This is a genomic window from Kordiimonas sp. SCSIO 12603 (assembly GCF_024398035.1).
GTDB lineage: Bacteria > Pseudomonadota > Alphaproteobacteria > Sphingomonadales > Kordiimonadaceae > Kordiimonas.
This window is the reverse complement of the sequence record NZ_CP073748.1, coordinates 13,942-32,187: the sequence shown is the minus strand read 5'-3', so window position 1 is coordinate 32,187 and position 18,246 is coordinate 13,942. Positions and strand designations below refer to the sequence as shown.

Here is an 18,246-nt window from a genome sequence, read left to right as displayed (position 1 = left end):
ATGAACATATTCTTCTCTGTATTCATGAGTGTTTTATTGGCTCCCCTGTTTGGCGAACTGGTGCATGCAGATGCAAAGGCGGATGCTCCTGAGTGGCAATTGGTTTGGAGCGATGAATTTACAGGGTATCAGATTGATAGAGAAAAATGGCAGTTTGATATTGACTGCTGGGGTGGGGGAAATAACGAGAAACAATGTTATACGGCTTTGCCTGAAAATGCCTCGGTATCTGGAGGTTTTCTTAAAATCACGGCGCACCATAAGACCTCAACAGGATATGCATTGCCGCTGCACCTGAGAAAAGGCGAGGATGAGATGCGAGAATTGCCTTTTTCATCAGCACGTTTGGTTACCAGAGGCAAAGCCGCCTGGCGATATGGCAGGTTTGAAATACGAGCAAAATTGCCTGAAGGCCAAGGTACATGGCCCGCTATATGGATGTTGCCGCGCAAAAACCGGTATGGCTCCTGGGCCGCATCAGGCGAAATAGATATTATGGAGGCGGTTAATTTAGGTGCACGCTGTGATGAGTGTTCCGGCGGTAAGGAAAACCGTATTCTTGGCACATTGCATTATGGCGCGGAATGGCCTGAAAACACACATAAGGGCAGCGATATTACTTTACCAATCAGCCCGGATGGCTTTCATATTTTTGCTGTAGAATGGAAGCAAGGTGAAATCTCCTGGTTTGTCGACGGCCAGAAATATTCCTCCCTTACAAGTGAAGATTGGTTTTCAGCAGGGGGTAAAGCCAAGGGCAGTGTATATGCGCCGTTTGATCAGCCTTTTTATTTAATCCTGAACCTAGCGGTTGGCGGTAAGCTGGCTGAAGAACGGAATGAAAAGGGTGTGGATGTAGAAGATTTTCCAAAATCTATGCTTGTTGATTGGGTGCGCATTTATCAAAGGACTAAACATTAAAAGGCCCAAGCGCTCGGAAACGCTGGGCCTTTTATCGAAACTTATGTGTCGCATTGTCGAACTTTATGCGCCATTTGTCGAAACTTATGTGTCATCCGACAAAATTGTTGGGTGACGCAATAGATGCGACAGGATTCCACAGAATTTCTCATGTCTTATCGGCCTTTGACACATAAGTTTCGACAGCGCGACGCATATCTTTCGATAATCCATCAGTTTTGACACATAAAATACGATAATCTGGAGGTGATACTCTTATATTGCAGGATATTTGATATTATTTTTTTACATAGAATTTTTGAGTGTGTTTTTAGTATTTTTTCACCAAATGCGATAATTTTTAATATGAAAAACTGTCTACGGAATATTTTGTAAAATCGTATTCTCTACTTTTGATTTTATACTGTAGAAAATAACTAAACTTTAGTTTTAAAGAAAAAGCCTTAATAAAGTGTTTTATATCAATAACTTATTTCACGTTTAAGTGATATGTCCGTACAAAAGTATAAAATTGCTCAATGAAATATATCTGTTGACAACCTTTTGTTGAGTATGTTTAGCGTGCAAGATAAACGTTAGTGGTGTTTTTAAATAAACTTGTTTTATAAGGTTTGGGGGCAATTGTGAGTAAAGCATTTAGTAGCACTATTGTGTGCGCTTTTTTCACTATTTTGTTAGTTATGCTGACTTCTGCTAGGGGATGGACCCAGGCATCGGGTAATGATGGAGCGAACCCGGTAGCTACAATTGAACCCGCTCAAGTTAGATATCAGTATGACGATCTCGGGCGATTAATTCGAACGGAAAACCTGAGAACAGGTGTTGTACATACATATCGATATGACCCTGCGGGGAATAGGACCGTACACACGGTTTCGGGGTTTGCACTTCCCATTGTTAGAATTCTCAATGCAAAAGCCCGAGAGGGAGAGGATACAATAGATTTTAAGGTCTCGCTTTCCTATGCGGCCGAAGAAGATATTGTTGTAAACTGGCGAAGTGTGTTTAGTGATAATTCTGTTGGTAGCGCGAATGCTTCAGATATCTCTACACCACATTCTGGTGAGTTAGTTATACCTCGTGGTTTTACTGAAGGTGTGATTTCTTTCAATGTAATTGATGACACTATTAAAGAAGGTGATGAAACCTTTTCCATTGAACTCACAGAGGTTGAAGGTGCGAACCTCGATGATGTAGATCAAGAGGCTACTGGCCTTATTTACGATAATGATTTGATTTACTTTGACTTTGCCGACGGAATTGTAAGTGAAGGTGAAGCCTTTGAATTTGAAGTTCGTAAGCATATTCCAGCTGGTGGCGTTAGTAACAGCGCTCTAACAGTTAATCTCAGAACTATAGATGGTACCGCACAACAGGCAGCTGGTGATTTTGGGTCATTGGTGAATGCTTCCATGTCTTTTCCTGCAGCCACATTTATTGTTGAGAATAGTATATTTGCTACCTCAGATGATTTGGTTGAAGGGCAAGAAGTTTTCTTAATTGAGCTGAAGTGGGTAGTGGAAGGTTTTATTTCCACATATGTGGGGATTGTGACAATTGAAGACCCATCAGGTGACAACACAGGCGGTGACAGCACGGGCGGTGACAACACGGGTGGTGACAACACGGGTGGTGACAACACAGGCGGTGACAACACCGATGGTGGCAATTCTGGCCCAGGCAATCGAGCTCCAACAGCAAATGATGATGCGGTCACATATGAGCTTCAAATAGTATCTGTTATTGGTGGCAATGGAGAGAGGGTATTCGTTAATCCAAATGACCCCGCACCAGAGTTGCGCCCTGGTGAAACGCCTCTGTTTGACGGTAGTGCTGTTTTCAATGTTCTTGGTAATGATACGGATCCAGATGGAGATCTGTTAACTGTTACCGCTGTTTCTGTGGCAAGCGGGTATCCTGTTCCACATCAACTGGATGTGCCAGATGTTGCCTTGGGTATCGAGCCGCTTACTAATGGTAGAACTGGTATTCGAGTTGGTTTTAATGGCTGTGCTGTTTATGGTTTTGATTATACAGTAGCTGATCCTGATGGTTTAACGTCATCTGCCCAATTATTCATTACGGTAACAGGTGAGGGAGGTGAAAATTGTCCGCCGCCATCTGTACCTGTGACTCCTCCTACTGAACCAAAAGAACGCCCTACCGTAACTCTTGAAAGAGTATCTGCTGAGACGGTGAAGGAGGGCAAGGACAATAAACTGGAATATGATATTGTTCTAAGCAATACCTTTGAAAATGTAGTTGTTTACTGGGAAGTTTCAGGAACGGCGAGTGCTGGTTCGGATTATGTTGATGCCCCTTCAAAGCGAATTAGCTTTGGCAACAAGACGAAGCAAAGAATTAAGGTAGACTTGTTATCAGATGCGGATGTGGTTGAAGATGAGGAAACATTAGTTCTCACACTCACTCAGGCTGAGAATGCTGACTTGGGTGAAGCAATCTCTATTTCTACAACTATTGAAGATGATGATGTAAGGGGGAATAGATCTCCTATTCTTTTCCCGGACTATTATACTGGGATAGAGATTAACCCGATTGCAGGCCCTGGATTAGGTGGCTCTGAAGGGTTTGAGGGTGGACTTGAAGCTGGAACGCTTTTCCAAGGTTCTGCGACACTTGATTTGCTATCAAACGATGAAGACCCTGATGATGATGCAATGACATTGTTGCCAGAATTCGATCTCATTGATGGCTTTAAAGGTAATGGTAGTATTTCTTTGGTTAACGGTGAGGCGCTGTTCCTTGGCACAGAATGTGGCCGTTATCGTTTCAGCTATAAGGTAGAGGATGCTCATGGTGCTGTTTCAACCAGTTTTGTAGAAATTCGAACAACCCAACCTGATGGTTGTCCAATTGCTGAAGCTCCGCTTGATGAGGAAATCCCAACGGCTAGTATTGCAGCAGCCAACAGCAGGAATGAAGGATTGAATCTTGAATTCCCTGTGTCTCTTACCCATGCATATAGTGCACCAGTGCAGATTACTTGGAATGTAACTGAGGGTGCGGCTGATGTTATTGAAACATCTGGAGTACTGATCTTTAATCCGAGCGATGCTTTAACAAAAAATATTATTATTCCAACCGTGAACGATGGACAATCTGAAGCGGATGAGCGCGTTACAGTGAGGCTTGATGCCAATAGGTCTAATGCCTCGATTGGTACAGCATCTGCTTCCGGTACTATTTTGAATGATGATGTTGATCCACCGGCTTTCAGCGTGAGTGATGTTAATATCACTGAAGGTGGCAGTTCAGCGAGTTTTACTATCACACGCGCTAACCCGGGAAGTGGAACTAATAATGTTAACTTCTCGATTGTTGATGGTACGGCGATACGTGGCGAGGACTACAATGCGACTGAAGTGACGGGAACATTGACGTTTGCGCCGGGTATAACATCGCAGTCGGTTACCGTAACGCCGTTGACAGATGATATCTTTGAGCGAGATCAGTTGTTCTACATAAACCTAACCAATCCAACCGGTGGAGCAATTATTGCGGATGGCCAAGGTGTCGGAACTGTTTTGAATACTAATGGTATTCCAGTTGTGAATGTGTTCAATAATGGCAGGCAGGAAGGTAATTCCAATAGCGTTCTGACTATGACTATCTTCCTTCAGGGTGGTACAACAGAACCTGTTACTTTGACCTATCAAACAACCAATGGAAGTGCCCTGGAGGGACAGGACTATATTGCCGTTCCTCCTACTACAATAACTATTCAGCCGGGTGAGTATGAACACCAGTTCCCGGTAACAATTATCGGTGACACGGTTTTTGAGAATGACGAGCATTTCAATGTGATTGTGTCGGGAGTTGTGAATGCGGCCACAGTTACATCTAACATCAATCAGAACAACCCAACCAAAGGTACCAATGGTGTAGGTAACATCAGAAATGATGATTATTCCTATAGTTGGCGACAGGGAGGGTGGAGCAGTTATAGCGCTTGTAGTAGTGGTGGTGTCCGTACACAAACACGTACCGTTTATTGTCGTAGAAGTGATGGTAGTACGGTTAGTGATAGTTTTTGCGGAGGAGGAAAGCCTCAATCCACCAACTCTGATACCTGTACACCGAGATATTCAGATGGTCCAGTAAGCTGGCCATCAACCTGCCCGCCATCAGGTGAGCAGAGAGGGACGTATGTTCGTACATGTAGCTGGGTTGAATCGGGGAATAGTTGTGGCTCTTCAACTATAACAGTCACCCGTGGGTGTAACTATGTACCTTCATATACATATAGTTGGCAGACCGGAGGGTGGAGCAGTTATAGCGCTTGTAGTAGTAGTGGTGTCCGTACACAAACACGTGCCGTTTATTGTCGTAGAAGTGATGGTAGTACGGTTAGTGATAGTTTTTGTGGAGGAGGAAAGCCTCAGCCCACTAGATCTGATACTTGTACACCGCCTGTGACATATACATATAGTTTCCAGTACAGCGCTTTTGCTGGGTGGCCAGCATGTACAGGGCAAGCCACACGACAAAATGTACGTACAGCAACTTGTAAGCGAAGCGACGGTGCAACTGTAAGTAATAGCTTCTGTGGCACGCCTGATCTTGTTCGTACAGATACATGTACATATTCTTGGTCTGCTGGCAGTTGGAGCCCATGGACTTGTAGCGGCTTGGGTGATTTAGAGACTAGGCAGCGCCAAGTAGTTTGTCGGTCTGAATCCGGAGCAACTGTCTCTAATGGTATCTGTTCAGGCGCCAAGCCAGAATCTCATCAATCAAGGCAAAATTCCTCGTGTAGTTTCGGCGGCGGGTTTCCTTTTTAGGTACCGTTTGAACTCACGCTTTGGTCATATATTTTAAGTAAGTAATTTGAGGCATATTATGTTTACTTGGGGAAAACATTCCGTAACAAAGACAGGTTTGAAAAAGATCCTTGTAGCTGGGCTTTTAATGGGCACGGCTGGGGTTTCTGCTCAAACTATTGAGCCCGAAGTTGCTGCAATAAAGGTAGGGAAAGCTGATCGGGTTGGTTTTGGGACCGCTTTTGATTTTTATGGAGCTACTAAAGTACTTCCTCAAGACCTTCATAGGAACGCAGCTCGCCCAGTAGAAATCAAAGAACTTGCTCGTGCTTTAAAATATGACCCCGAGTTAATCTATAACTATGTTCACGACAGGATCGATATTGTTCCACAGTTTGGTCTTCAAAAAGGGGCTTTAGGAACATACCTGGATGGGGCTGGTACATCTTTCGATCAGGCTCATTTGCTTGTAGAGCTATTGAAGGAAGCAGCTCTACATTCAGATGCATCTATTTCGAACGTAAGTTACGTTATCGGTAAGTTAAGGATAACTGAGGAAGAGGCCACAGATTGGTTTGGTCAGTTCTCAAATTTAACTCAGTTATGTGAAATGCTATCTGACGGGGGAATTCCTCGAAACGCATGCCCCGGGTCTGCACGAATTATGCATGTTTGGGTTCAAGCGGTTGTAGACGGCGAAACGATTAGCCTGGATCCTTCTTTTAAAAAATATCAGGAAACCAGCCCAAAAATTCCGGCTCTGGGGGCAGCGCTCGGGACATTCAGTAGCAAAGGAAATCTTTTAAGCAGTGCTTATGGCGTTGGGTTAACCGGTCCGGGCTTTTTTGGGATGTCAGGTTTTCGTATTTCAGGTTTGAATGGTATGCTAAAGCATGTTTCAGACCAATTGCTTGCTGCCTTGGAAACTGAACAAAATTACAACTCTTCTCTTGGTGAAATATTGGGTGAGAGAACCATTCTGGAAGCAACAAAAGTTGAGGGTCAAGCTTTTGGTGAAGCCTTGGATGGGGATTGGGATGGAGATTTCGGAACATTTACTGAAATACCCAATGAATTCCGGACTATTGTTGGCTTAGAATTTAAGTGTAATGGTGCTGGTAATGGTTGTGTAGAAAAAAGCATTAGCTTATTCGCAGATGAGCTATACGGGCGTAATTTGAAATTTGATTGGACCAATGATCAAGTTGCTTACCAAACGCACGAGCCAACAATTTCGGGTACATTGAAGCTGGATGGCGAGGCTGTTCTTACTGGCGTATTAGGGTCTGCAGCAACATCTATCGAGCCAACATCAGGGCTGCCTTTTGCTTTCCCTCGAGTTGTAATAGATGGCGATCACTATAGCGTAAACTATAAGATTGATCATGCATATGCCGCAAATGAAGGCTCCTATATGGATCGGCATTATGCGCCACGCTCAGGAGGTTTTACACAACCTACTACCTTTGTTTTTGGTTTTGGTGCCAGTAATACAAACCGCTTATCTTCTCGCCTTACCTCACAACATATAAGTGATATAAAATATAGCTATACCAACTTTTGTCAGAACACTACGGGTGGAGAGCCTGGAAGTTTAATTTCTCAAGGTAGTTCCTTCCATGCACAAAACCTCACTGAGGCTGTTAAAACTCAAATAGGGTATGGTTGGCTGGAGCAATTTAATAGGATTATTGCTCTTGAAGGTCAGGTGAATAATAGCGCAACCCAACATCACCACTCTTTTGGAATGGTTTATACCACGAATGAATTTGTGAATATCTGTGGTCCGGGGGTTAGTGAAGGTAGCGAACTGATTACTATACCAGGTAGGCAAGTTCACACGGTTGCCACGGGTGCTATGCAGATTGATATGTTGTCTGGCATTTCTGTAAATACTAAACAGTCCTCTACAACAGCCGCGGTTGCATCAGCTAAAACTATTGCTTTAATGGGTAGTGCGCTGGAGGGCTCCGTATTTGAGCAATTCTCTGATAAGGTACATACGGGTTCAACTGTTAACAGATTTTCATGGTTTAATGATAATGACGATCAGAACCGTCCCTTTGTTTATGTAGATCGCTTCAACTACCAAACAGTAAAAGATTATTTTGCAAATAATGCTTACGGGCTGCCAAGTATTCTGGCATTGGAGCCATATATCGATGCGGGTTATGGGGTTTATGTCCCGGCTGCCGCTGAAGTGTATGGTCCAGGTGTGCCTTTCATGCCGAATGCGTTGGATCCGAATGGCACTGATAGAAGTTATGAGCGCGGCCAGGCATTTGTTGCATATCATCCAGTTACAGGGGATATAGCGCATATTGCTCTGAATGGTGACCGTAATGCAGCAACAAAAGGAGCAGGAGCTGCTGAAAGCCCTGATGATGGTGATACTTTTGATCCCGCTTCACTCGCTGATGCTTTGCGCGATCAGTTTGAAGATCGTTCAAGATTGCATGGGGTTGATCTAAATTCCGGACAATTATCCTATTCAGCCCCGGCTGATGTTACAACAGGTGTTGGTGAATTCCCATACGCTCTTTCATTTCAGCGGAGTTTTTCTGCGGCTGGAACACGTTCCCGAGGGTTAGGTGCTGGTTGGACACATAATCTTGCGATTACTGCTTCAATTTCTGGCTCTGGCATGGAAGCAATGGGGGAAGAAAAAGCAGTAAGAGCAGTCCCTTCTGTTGTTGCCTTATATACAGCTCATGAGCTCTTCGATGGTTCTGGTATTTCCAATTCAGAACAGGATATGAAAAGTGCTATCGTTCCTATGTTTATCGCAGATTGGTGGACGGATCATTTGCACCATAATGTGGTAACTGTGCAGCAGGGGGCATCAGGAACCCAGTTTGTAAAACTTGTGAACGGTACATATGATTCACCAAAAGGCTCGTTGGTAGAGCTTCAGCAAACAGGTTCTTTGAAAACTGTTTTTGCCAGTACTGGCTGTCATAATGTTGATGAATCACAGTTTGGTCCTTTGACCGCAGAACAAAGATGTTCTGTGCAATATTCATATGCCGATATTGATTTTGAGGTAGAATACCCTGATGGGTCTTCCATCGTAATCGACGTAGTCCGCCCTGATCGTACACCCAACCAAAATATTCCACAGTTTCAGGCATCTAGTTGGAAGTTTGCTTCTGGTCTGGAACTGAAGTTTGAGTATTCATCACCAGATAATAATTCACAGGAAACCTTGCGTCTTGAACGGGTGGTTTCGAACCTGGGCGGTAGTCGCTCAAGTTTTAGTGGTCCATTCGTGAAACTTAACTGGGGTGGTGCTGAGGATGAGCGAATTGTAAGTGTTGAAGGCCGTGGGTTCGATAAAGTTCTGTTTGAATATTCGAACGCAGGGAATGATGATGGCAACATTGATTTAACAAATGTTCATGCAGCATTAGCTCCTCGTGCGAATAAACCACTTCTTGTATCTGCAACGAACCCAGAAGGTGAAAAAACTGATTATTCCTATGTGGGTAACGGGATTAACACCGCTGCTTATGATGTGACAAATGCTCGGAATGATTGGCAACCACGCCTTTATGAAGTGTACACCCCGGAATATACCAAATCCGGTGCTGATGGCCTTCCGACCCAGCGTTTCACTTACGATAATACCTGGAAGGTTGAAAGCCTTGCGGATGGTGAAGCAATTCGCGGCAATCGCGGCACATGGGATTTCTTTGTGGCAGAACAGTATCGCGGTGAACGCCTCTCACCGGTGGCCACTGTCGCTGTTCAAAATGAAGATGGCTCCATCACAGAAAGCGCACAACGGTCCAGCTACACGGTTTTCTATGACGATGAAAATCGCGGCATCCGCTATATTGATGAAGCAGGCCGAGTAATTACTGCTCGATATGATGGGCTTGATCGCATTACCCGCCGTATTTTCCCTGCTGGTATCGAAAGCTGGTTCGAATATGACCAAAACCATAATACCACCAGCTTCAAAACTGTTGAGAAGTGTGGATACGTTGATGGTGTTTGCCCTGTCGCTGATTTTAGGCGGAAGGTACTGGAAGTAACGGCTACATATGCTGATCCTAATTGGCCGCAAGCACCTACCAGTGTAACTGATGCGCGAGGTAATACCTCAACACTTGTCTATTATGGTAAAGGTACAAATGGTGCTGGGCAGGTTCGCACAGCTACCTTACCTCTTGTTGCAATTGCGTCGGGCCAGCAGCGCAATCCAATATATACATATACTTATGATGCCTTTGGCCTCCCTCTTACAGTGACAGATCCGGAAGGAGTTGTAACGGAGAATGGATATGATGGCACAACAGGCTTTCTTGTTTCCACAACTCTTGATCCGTCCGGTGAAAACCTGACCAACACCTTCACCTATAATACGGTGGGTGATCTTATTCGCGCAGATGGCCCGCGTACAGACGTGCAGGATATTACTACAAGTACCTTTGATGGTGTGCGCCGTCCGGTTTCTGTAACAAATGCAATCGGTACGAAAACGACCACAATTTATGATTTGAACGGCCGTGTAGTGCGGTCGGAACTAAGGGATATCGGTGGTGCACTCCTTCAGGTTTCCGGTATGAATTATACCGCTACTGGTCAGGAATATGAAATATTCAGCCCTGAATGTTATTCAGGCAATACCCTTAATCGTGGATTATCATCCTGCGCTATCACCAGAAGCAGCTATGATAGCCAGGATCGTGTGTCGCTGGTGACAGATCCAGAGAACCGCACCACTAAAAGTGTGTATTTTATTGATGGTCAAATGCGTCGCCTTATCCGTGCGTTCGGCACTGATATCCAGCAGGATTATCAAACTTACAGCTATACAGAAACAGCACAGGTAGCATCTGTAACTGATGCGAACGGTAACCGTACTGAATATACCTATGATAATTATGACAGGTTGAGCCGAACATACTTCCCTTCAAAAACCAAAGGGGCAGGTGTTGCATCTACAACCGATTATGAAGCATATGGGTATGATGCTAACGGTAATCTGACAGTTAAACAAACCCGTAATCGACTCTATATTCGTACTGGCTATGATGCATTGAACCGTCTAGTTGCCCGTACTGTACGATTTGGCTCAGCAACAAGGGCGGTGGTAGAATCGTCTAGCAGATATAAATATGATTTGGCGAGCCGCGAAGTTTCCCAAACTCGGCATTGGGGCGCTCGTGATAGTGCTGGTGGCTATCATGACGGGGCATATACAACTGATACGTCCTATGAGTATGATACAGCAGGCCGTTTAGTTGCAGAAACTCAAAATCGACGTCGTATTACAAGAACGTTAGATCAAGCAGGTAACCGTATTGGCCTCACGTATCCGGATGTTTTGAAAAACTTTACCTTTACCTATGACGCTTTGAACCGCATGCAAGCGGTTCACCTCGACGGTGAGGAACGGGTGCGCTATAGCTATGATGCGCTGTCCCGCATGACAGGTAAAAGCTTTAAATCGCCGGGGCTTGCTTCTGTTCCTGTTACCTATACCTACGAAGTAGATAGTGCGCTTAAAACCATCAGTCATGATTTTAAGGAATCCTTTGATGTAGCGGCTCAAAAAGCCCTGCCATCACAGGATGTTGTCTACAGCTTTGGTTACAATAAAGCTAATCAGGTGATTAGCCGTGACCTTTCAAATTCCATCTATCAATATCTGCCGCGTCAAAACAAGCAGGTGGACTATGAAGTAAATGGCCTGAACCAATATGTGCAGGTAGATAATGCTGAGCTGGATGAAGAAAATGTAACGCAAACATCCTCTAGTCCGGCAATGGAATATGATGCAAATGGTAACCTTATTCGCAATGGTGATTGGGTCTATGCATATGACGGCGAAAACCGATTGGTAAGTGCATCCAAAGCGGGTATGTCAGTCAGGTATGATTATGATGCCAAAGGCCGCCGGTTTGCTAAAACGGTTAATGGTGTACGTACTCAGTATTTATATGAAGGCGATGAGCCAATCGCGGATTATGCATCGTTTCCCGGTCGTAGTTATGTAACCCGTCAATATGTACACGGTGCAAATATTGATGAACGGCTTATCTATATCGCTTACGATTCTGACGGTAATCAGGTGGGTGAGCAGCAATATTACCATGCGGATCATCAGGGTAGTATCATTGGCATGTCCGGTGCGGAAAGCCTTCGTCTTGAACAGCGCTATACCTATGATGCCTTTGGTGTGCCGGGCCAACCGGAAGATGGCCAACCGTTCCGCTACACAGGCCGTAGGTACGATGCAGAAACCGGCCTTTATTACTACCGCGCCCGCTATTATAGCAGCGAGCTAGGCCGCTTCCTTCAAACCGACCCAATTGGTTATGAAGACAACATGAACCTTTATGGCTACACCGCAAACGATCCGGTAAATAATACCGATCCAACGGGTAATTTTGCTTTCGGCTTGGTAGCTAAGATTATCAAAGTTGCTATTAAGGGTGGTGATATTGCGTCGACTGTTGCCGGGGCTGTCGAAGATTTTAACACAGTAACAGATAGTAGTGCTTCCACAGGAACTCGGCTTTTAGCGGCTGCGTCCTTGGCTTCAGAGATATTCTCGCCAGTGAGTGCGCGGGATGTAAAAGCAGGCGCTAATGCAGTTCAGGCGTTTAGAAAAGGCGGTTGCTGTTTCGTTGCAGGTACGCAGGTCCTGACCAAAGATGGTCTTAAGAACATCGAAGACATTAAGGTCGGTGACCTTGTTTGGTCACGCAATCCCGAGACAGGTGAGCAGGAACTTAAAGAAGTTACTGACTTTATCCCACGTCATGAACGGGTGATTTGGGAACTGACTGTTCAGAATGCAGCCGGGGAAACCGAGACTTTTGAAACCACCGATGAACACCCTTGGTGGGTTGATGGCCAAGGATGGAAACGTACTGATGAGCTGACTTTCGGTATGCGGGTTGAGGACGAAGAGCAGAATGTTCTGGTTATTACCTCTGTTCACAATACAAATCGCAAGGACGGCACTTACAATCTGACTGTCGCTGACTTCCATACCTATTTCGTTGGTAATCTCAGTGTGCTTGTGCATAATTGTGAAACCGGAGGTCGCGGCGCTCAAGTTGGTTCTATGATAGATTCCAACGGGTCAACCAAAGCATCGGATATCATTCAGAAGTCCCAAGACGTAGGTTTCACACCTTCACAAACAGCAAACGGTCCGTTGAAAATGGTCGATGAGAATGGCGTTGCACGTGTGACGATTAAAGGTGGAAGCGCTAGGGCTCCGGGTAGTGCAGGCCCTCACGTAGAATTAAAGGATTCAAGTGGTCAGAGGGTGAATTCTGCAGGTCAGCCTGTAACGAGAAAGAGTCCCGAAAATCATACGCCAATTATTGATGACAGGAAAAAATGAACCCGTATCACCAAATAGAAGTTTTGCAGGACGTGTATCTAGAGGATTCCTTTGTCCGTTCGATCGTATACGATCGAAACGCTATTGTGTTCCAATTGGACCTTGTTCTGTTGGAATGTCATGCCCAGTATTCTGCTCCGAAGCCGAGTGAAGAATATTGCTATCGCCTGGCAGATTTAAGATTTGAACGCTTGGCTCGTGTAGTCTGGAACAAGATCTATATGAAGGCGTCAATAGATGCAGATAACGAAATTGACTTTGGAAATATTGATAGCTTCCAAAGTCACCAAGGTGCTTTCTTTTTATCAGGAGATTGGGGTGAATTAGAGGTACAGTGTAGTGATCTGGAATTGATTATTCATCCTTTGTGATTCTAATGGTGGTCTCGTTATGCGTTTGCAATATGGCACATCCTTATTTGTTCAATCATCTCGAGACTCCCTGCGTCTGCTGGGAGCCTTTTTTTTGCAGCTAATATGATGTTTCATTATCCGAGACGTGACGGCACAATTTGGGGAACTCTAACCAGCGGTGTAAACCGACCAGCAGATGTCAGTAATGCAGCGGAAGGAACGAATACGTTCAGCGAAACATTGCAGTTGCCAGAAGGTGTTACAGAAGTACAAGCGATTGAAACAATGTTCTCATTCATCTCAGCCTTATAGATTCCTTAGCGATTAGGCGCGAATTGTTTACACCTCTGACGCACGGATGTGCTTTTAGGTAAACGTTTGATATTATGGAATGATATCGTCTTACTAAATCTTACTACGGTAGTAAGAAACTTGATGTAAAATTACTGTAAGTATTTGATCTGTAAGGTATTTAATGTAGTAAGATTTTTGATCATTCATTTTTTAGAGCTGAAAAACGGCTTCGCCTTCGCATGAGAGGTATGCTCATGCGTTCTATGGTGTGATTTAACTGCTAAGTATAAGCAGCATTTTGATCTGAAAGGTGCATCTCATAGGGGGGTGGATACTCCTCATGTGCAACAATCGCATAAAAACGTTAACCCACGTACAGGTGAGACGCATTTAAATAAAGATCGTAAGAATGTAAGGACAATGACAAAACAAGATATACGAACAGTGAAAAAGTATTTAAAAAAGAAGGAAGGCTCATAGTAATGACAGGAGCGACGACTAGTAGACATATATGGAATACAGCGGACTTTGAGCAGATGGGGTGGTCATTAAGTCGCATATATGGGTGGTCTTTACCTGGTGTTGATGGGATATTCACTTTATGGCTAGATTATGTTTTAGAATCTCCGTTGAGTAAGAAGAATGAAAAATTCTTAGTGGCGCCGGCACGGCTGTTTTTTGATAATGTAAAAAATTTGAAGATTCAATTGGACTGCGGTCTATCAGATGTTGTGGATGTTGTAAGTCTAGAGAGGTTTAATTCTCGGCCAACACCTAATGGGGAATTAATATATATGGACTATCGGCTGGAATTGAGGTCTGGGCTACTAAGTTGGACTTCGACAGGCTTTAAACAAGTATTGCAGGATGCGCCAATTTGGAGTGATCGAATGGATCTAAATAGGGAAGCAGACTTTTTATAAAGATTTTTTGCTATGGAACCGCAATAAGCTCCGCCTTCGCATGAGAGGTATGTTCATGCGTTTGCTGGTGTGATTTAGTTGCTAAAGGGAAGCAGTAATTGTGATTGCACTCTATCTGGCCTTTGACGGTAAAACTCCAATAGCGCGTACAAGGGCGTCTTGATCACAATTCCTATTATATAACAGTTTTAAGTTGTCTGTTTTCTCCGTGATTGTATAATTCTCTTATACTTTTGTTTAATTTTCCTGTCGGGGGCGACTTGGGGGCATATCAGGATTTCGGTGAAGCGCTTGTCGCGCAGCAGCAATTGTCTGCGGCGTCTTGGGCACGTGTGCTTGATGTTCTCTCAGAAGCGCGACAAAGTTTTGCTGAAACACTCGCGGGCCTTGGTTTGTTTTCCGAGGAGGCACTCGCTGAAAAGTTTAGCGTTCATTTTGGCTTGCCGCTCGCGGAAGATATTGATTTCCCCCATGAGCCTGTGGATATCCCGGGGCTGAATACTACCTTTCTCAACAGTTCCAAAATCCTGCCGGTTTATGATCACGGTGATACGCTGGCTGTGCTGATGGCGGACCCAACCGATGATTTCGCCCGAAAGGGACTTGAGTTCGCGGCCGGCAAGCCGATCAATATTAAAATCACTACACTTAGAAAGCTTGAGGCAGCGATTAACCGGCTTTATATGGGCGGTGACAGTTCCTTTGATGATGAAACTGATTTGCTGGCCATTTCAGAGGATGTGGACAGGCTGAAGGAACTGGCGACAGATGCACCTGTTATCCGGTTTGTGGACCGTTTGATTGATGATGCACTCCACCGGCGGGCGTCGGATATTCATGTGGAACCCATTGATGGTATCCTTCAAATCCGCTTGCGGGTGGACGGCATGCTTAAAGAGGTACAGAGCCCCAGCAGGGATATCTCTGCCGCTGTCGTTTCACGCCTCAAGATTATGAGCGGGCTGGATATTGCGGAGCGCCGCTTGCCGCAAGATGGCCGTATGCGTGTTAGGGCCCACGGTAAGGAAATTGATTTCCGTGTTTCAACAGCTCCAACCGCGCAAGGGGAAGCTGTGGTGCTCCGCCTGCTTGATCGTGGTGCTGTGGTACTGGATTTTGATGCACTCGGTTTTGATGAAAAGGTGCGAGAGCCGTTCCGCAGTGCAGTTAAGAAACCAGACGGCATTGTGCTGGTTACTGGCCCAACGGGTTCCGGTAAAACCACCACGCTTTATACGGGGCTTTCAGAACTGAACGAGCCAGAACGTAAAATCCTTACCGTAGAAGACCCGGTGGAATATGTGCTTAATGGGCTCGGGCAAGTGCAGGTCGATGCCCGCATTGGCCGCACCTTTGCGAACACGCTCAGAGCGTTTCTGCGGCAGGACCCTGACGTGATTATGGTGGGGGAAATCCGGGATGAAGAAACCGCCTCTATTGCTATTCAGGCCTCGCTTACAGGTCATTTGGTGCTCTCGACACTCCATACCAACAGCGCGGCAGCAGCTATAACACGCCTACTTGATATGGGGGTGGAAGATTATCTGATTGCTTCCACCGTAAGGCTTGTGATGGCGCAGCGGCTTATCCGAACTTTATGCCGCGAGTGTGTGGAAGAAGATAATGTGCCAGATGCTGTGCTTGAGGATATTGGCCTTACCCAAGCAGATGGCCCGTTTCATACGGCAAAGGGCTGTGAGGTATGCCACCAATCTGGCTATGCGGGCCGGACTATGATCGCAGAAGTTTTTGAGCTCGGGAAAGACATAGAACGCGCCATTCTTGAACGCAAAAGCGGTACTGAACTTGAAGAAATTGCCAAAGCTGGTGGTATGCGGGATTTGTTCGCCCATGGGCTTGAAAAAGTGCGGGCTGGTGAAACCTCGCTTACTGAAGTGCTGCGGGTAACGAGGGAGCGGGGATAATGCCTGAATTTGCATACCGCTGCCTTGATGCAAGCGGTGAAGTTGAAACTGGTAAACTGGATGCTCTTGATCTGGCTGCAGCTTCAGAAGAGCTATACAGGCGCGGTTTAACGCCGCTTGATATCTCAGACGGTGGGCCAACGTTTGCTATGCGCCTGAATGAGCCCATTACGTTTTTTGCAAAAGCAAAACCACGGGACATTCACGCGTTTCTCCGTGATCTAGGTAGACTTCTTAAAGCAGGACTTTCCGTTGATGATGGGCTTAAGCTTGTTATTAACATGCAAACGCGCGAACTGTTTATCAAGCAGCTTGAAGATGTGCTTGAGCAAGTGAGAAGCGGGGAAAGTTTGGCGACAGCACTTTCCAAATACCCTGATGAATTCCCTGTTCAAACCGTGGCAGCCGTTCAAGCGGGTGAGGTTTCTGGCTCTCTGCCTGCGACGCTTGAGGCCATTGCGCATTCAATGGATAAAGCTCTCTCGTTTCGGGAGCGTATTAAAAGTGCACTTATATATCCTTCCATTCTTGTGGCGATGGTATGCGCCACCTTTGTGTTGGTGATTACGTTCGTGTTGCCTCAGTTTGAACCGCTGTTTAAAGGTAATGAGGATAAGCTTCCGTTTGCCACACGAATGCTGATGGATATGGGTGATTTTTTTGCAGATTACTGGATATTGGTTGGCCTTGGTTTTCTGGCAGCAATCTTTTGGTTGCTCAGTGTTATGAAACGACCGGGCAAACGTGCTTTGTGGTATGAACGGTTGTGTTCCATTAAGTGGTTCCGTTCCTGGCTTTTGGAACCGGATACTATTCGGTTTATCAGAACCGTTGGGGTGTGTACGAATAGCGGGCTTGCGCTCGATAAAGCCATCTCAATGGGCATCGATGCGGTGAAGATGGATCATGTTCGTGAAGAACTTGCGCTTATACATATAGATGTAAGGCGTGGGGTACTGTTTTCTGAAGCATTAAAAAATATCACATGGCTACCTATTCTGGTATTACATTTCGCGAAGGTTGGGGAACAATCCGGCAAACTTGGCGATATGCTTGAAGAATCTTCAGGCTTGATGGCAGGCGAATATGAAACACGGCTTGAAAAAGCTGTTGATGTTATGACGCCGCTGTTAACCCTTTTAATGGGGGGCATTGTAGCTTTGTTAGTTGGGTCAGTTTTATTAGGGATTATGAGTATTAACGATGTTGCACTTGGATAAAAAAAGCCTTTTCCGTCGGGCTTCGGAAGATGACGGGTTTACACTGTTGGAACTACTTGTTGTTCTGGTGATTTTGACACTGCTTATTGGTCTTGCGGGGCCAGTGGTACTCAGACAGCTTGGGAAAGCTAAAACTGATACAGCCCGCATCGAAGTGAACCGAATTGTAACGGATCTGGAGTTTTTCCGCGTAGATGTAGGGCGTTTTCCAACACAAGCTGAAGGTTTGAACGCTCTTCTCACAGCACCGGACGGTGCAGCTAACTGGCAAGGCCCATATATCGATAAAGCGGTTCAGCTCGTTGATCCGTGGGGGAATGATTACCTCTATACACTTTCAGATGATGGCCAATTACCTGTTGTCAGAACACTTGGTGCTGACGGTGCTGATGGCGGTGCTGGAGAAAATCTGGATATCTCAAGCCGTGATGGTGCAACTGTGGATGCTGGTGATAGCTAGATA

General features: G+C 45.3%; 9 protein-coding genes and 1 pseudogene. All 10 read left to right on the top strand.

All coding sequences use genetic code 11. The annotated features are described in order from the left end of the window. The 10 genes and pseudogenes from KFE96_RS00110 (at nt 1) to gspG (ending at nt 18,243) form a co-directional block, all read left to right on the top strand. Nucleotides 1-921, top strand: a complete 921-nt coding sequence (locus KFE96_RS00110; RefSeq protein ID WP_255833980.1) for a family 16 glycosylhydrolase — start codon at nt 1-3, stop codon at nt 919-921. Between the two features lie 623 nt (nt 922-1,544). Continuing rightward, a complete protein-coding gene (locus KFE96_RS00105) occupies nt 1,545-5,723 on the top strand; it encodes a Calx-beta domain-containing protein (RefSeq protein WP_255833979.1) in 4,179 nt (1,392 codons plus the stop codon). Nucleotides 5,724-5,781: 58 nt separating this feature from the next. Continuing rightward, nucleotides 5,782-13,068 carry an RHS repeat-associated core domain-containing protein gene (locus KFE96_RS00100; protein WP_255833978.1) on the top strand — a complete coding sequence of 2,429 codons (7,287 nt, stop codon included), beginning with the start codon at nt 5,782-5,784 and terminating at the stop codon, nt 13,066-13,068. Then, nucleotides 13,065-13,439 carry a hypothetical protein gene (locus tag KFE96_RS00095; RefSeq protein ID WP_255833977.1) on the top strand — a complete coding sequence of 125 codons (375 nt, stop codon included), beginning with the start codon at nt 13,065-13,067 and terminating at the stop codon, nt 13,437-13,439. The genes KFE96_RS00100 and KFE96_RS00095 overlap by 4 nt, the downstream gene beginning before the upstream one ends. A 105-nt stretch (nt 13,440-13,544) precedes the next feature. Beyond that, entirely contained in the window at nt 13,545-13,733 is a 189-nt protein-coding gene (locus KFE96_RS00090) for a hypothetical protein (protein ID WP_255833976.1), read from the top strand. 279 nt (nt 13,734-14,012) lie between these two features. Then, nucleotides 14,013-14,195 (top strand): annotated as a pseudogene (locus KFE96_RS18215) (polymorphic toxin type 24 domain-containing protein); the annotation flags it as partial. A 2-nt stretch (nt 14,196-14,197) separates the two neighbouring features. After that, nucleotides 14,198-14,638 carry a hypothetical protein gene (locus tag KFE96_RS00085; protein ID WP_255833975.1) on the top strand — a complete coding sequence of 147 codons (441 nt, stop codon included), beginning with the start codon at nt 14,198-14,200 and terminating at the stop codon, nt 14,636-14,638. A gap of 260 nt (nt 14,639-14,898) precedes the next feature. Continuing rightward, nucleotides 14,899-16,563 (top strand): GspE/PulE family protein, encoded by a 1,665-nt coding sequence (locus tag KFE96_RS00080; protein ID WP_255833974.1) that lies wholly within the window; start codon nt 14,899-14,901, stop codon nt 16,561-16,563. Beyond that, nucleotides 16,563-17,783, top strand: a complete 1,221-nt coding sequence (locus KFE96_RS00075; protein ID WP_255833972.1) for a type II secretion system F family protein — start codon at nt 16,563-16,565, stop codon at nt 17,781-17,783. Before KFE96_RS00080 ends, KFE96_RS00075 begins: the two co-directional genes overlap by 1 nt. Continuing rightward, nucleotides 17,776-18,243, top strand: coding sequence for a type II secretion system major pseudopilin GspG (gene gspG, locus KFE96_RS00070; RefSeq protein ID WP_255833971.1), 468 nt, complete (start codon nt 17,776-17,778; stop codon nt 18,241-18,243). The genes KFE96_RS00075 and gspG overlap by 8 nt, the downstream gene beginning before the upstream one ends. Nucleotides 18,244-18,246: the final 3 nt, after the last annotated feature.

Bases quoted from the DNA above. Each gene is read 5' to 3' on its own strand.
- KFE96_RS00075 (WP_255833972.1), top strand. From the start codon at position 16,563: ATGCCTGAATTTGCATACCGCTGCCTTGATGCAAGCGGTGAAGTTGAA.
- KFE96_RS00110 (WP_255833980.1), top strand. From the start codon at position 1: ATGAACATATTCTTCTCTGTATTCATGAGTGTTTTATTGGCTCCCCTG.
- KFE96_RS00100 (WP_255833978.1), top strand. From the start codon at position 5,782: ATGTTTACTTGGGGAAAACATTCCGTAACAAAGACAGGTTTGAAAAAG.
- KFE96_RS00095 (WP_255833977.1), top strand. From the start codon at position 13,065: ATGAACCCGTATCACCAAATAGAAGTTTTGCAGGACGTGTATCTAGAG.
- KFE96_RS00085 (WP_255833975.1), top strand. From the start codon at position 14,198: ATGACAGGAGCGACGACTAGTAGACATATATGGAATACAGCGGACTTT.
- KFE96_RS00090 (WP_255833976.1), top strand. From the start codon at position 13,545: ATGATGTTTCATTATCCGAGACGTGACGGCACAATTTGGGGAACTCTA.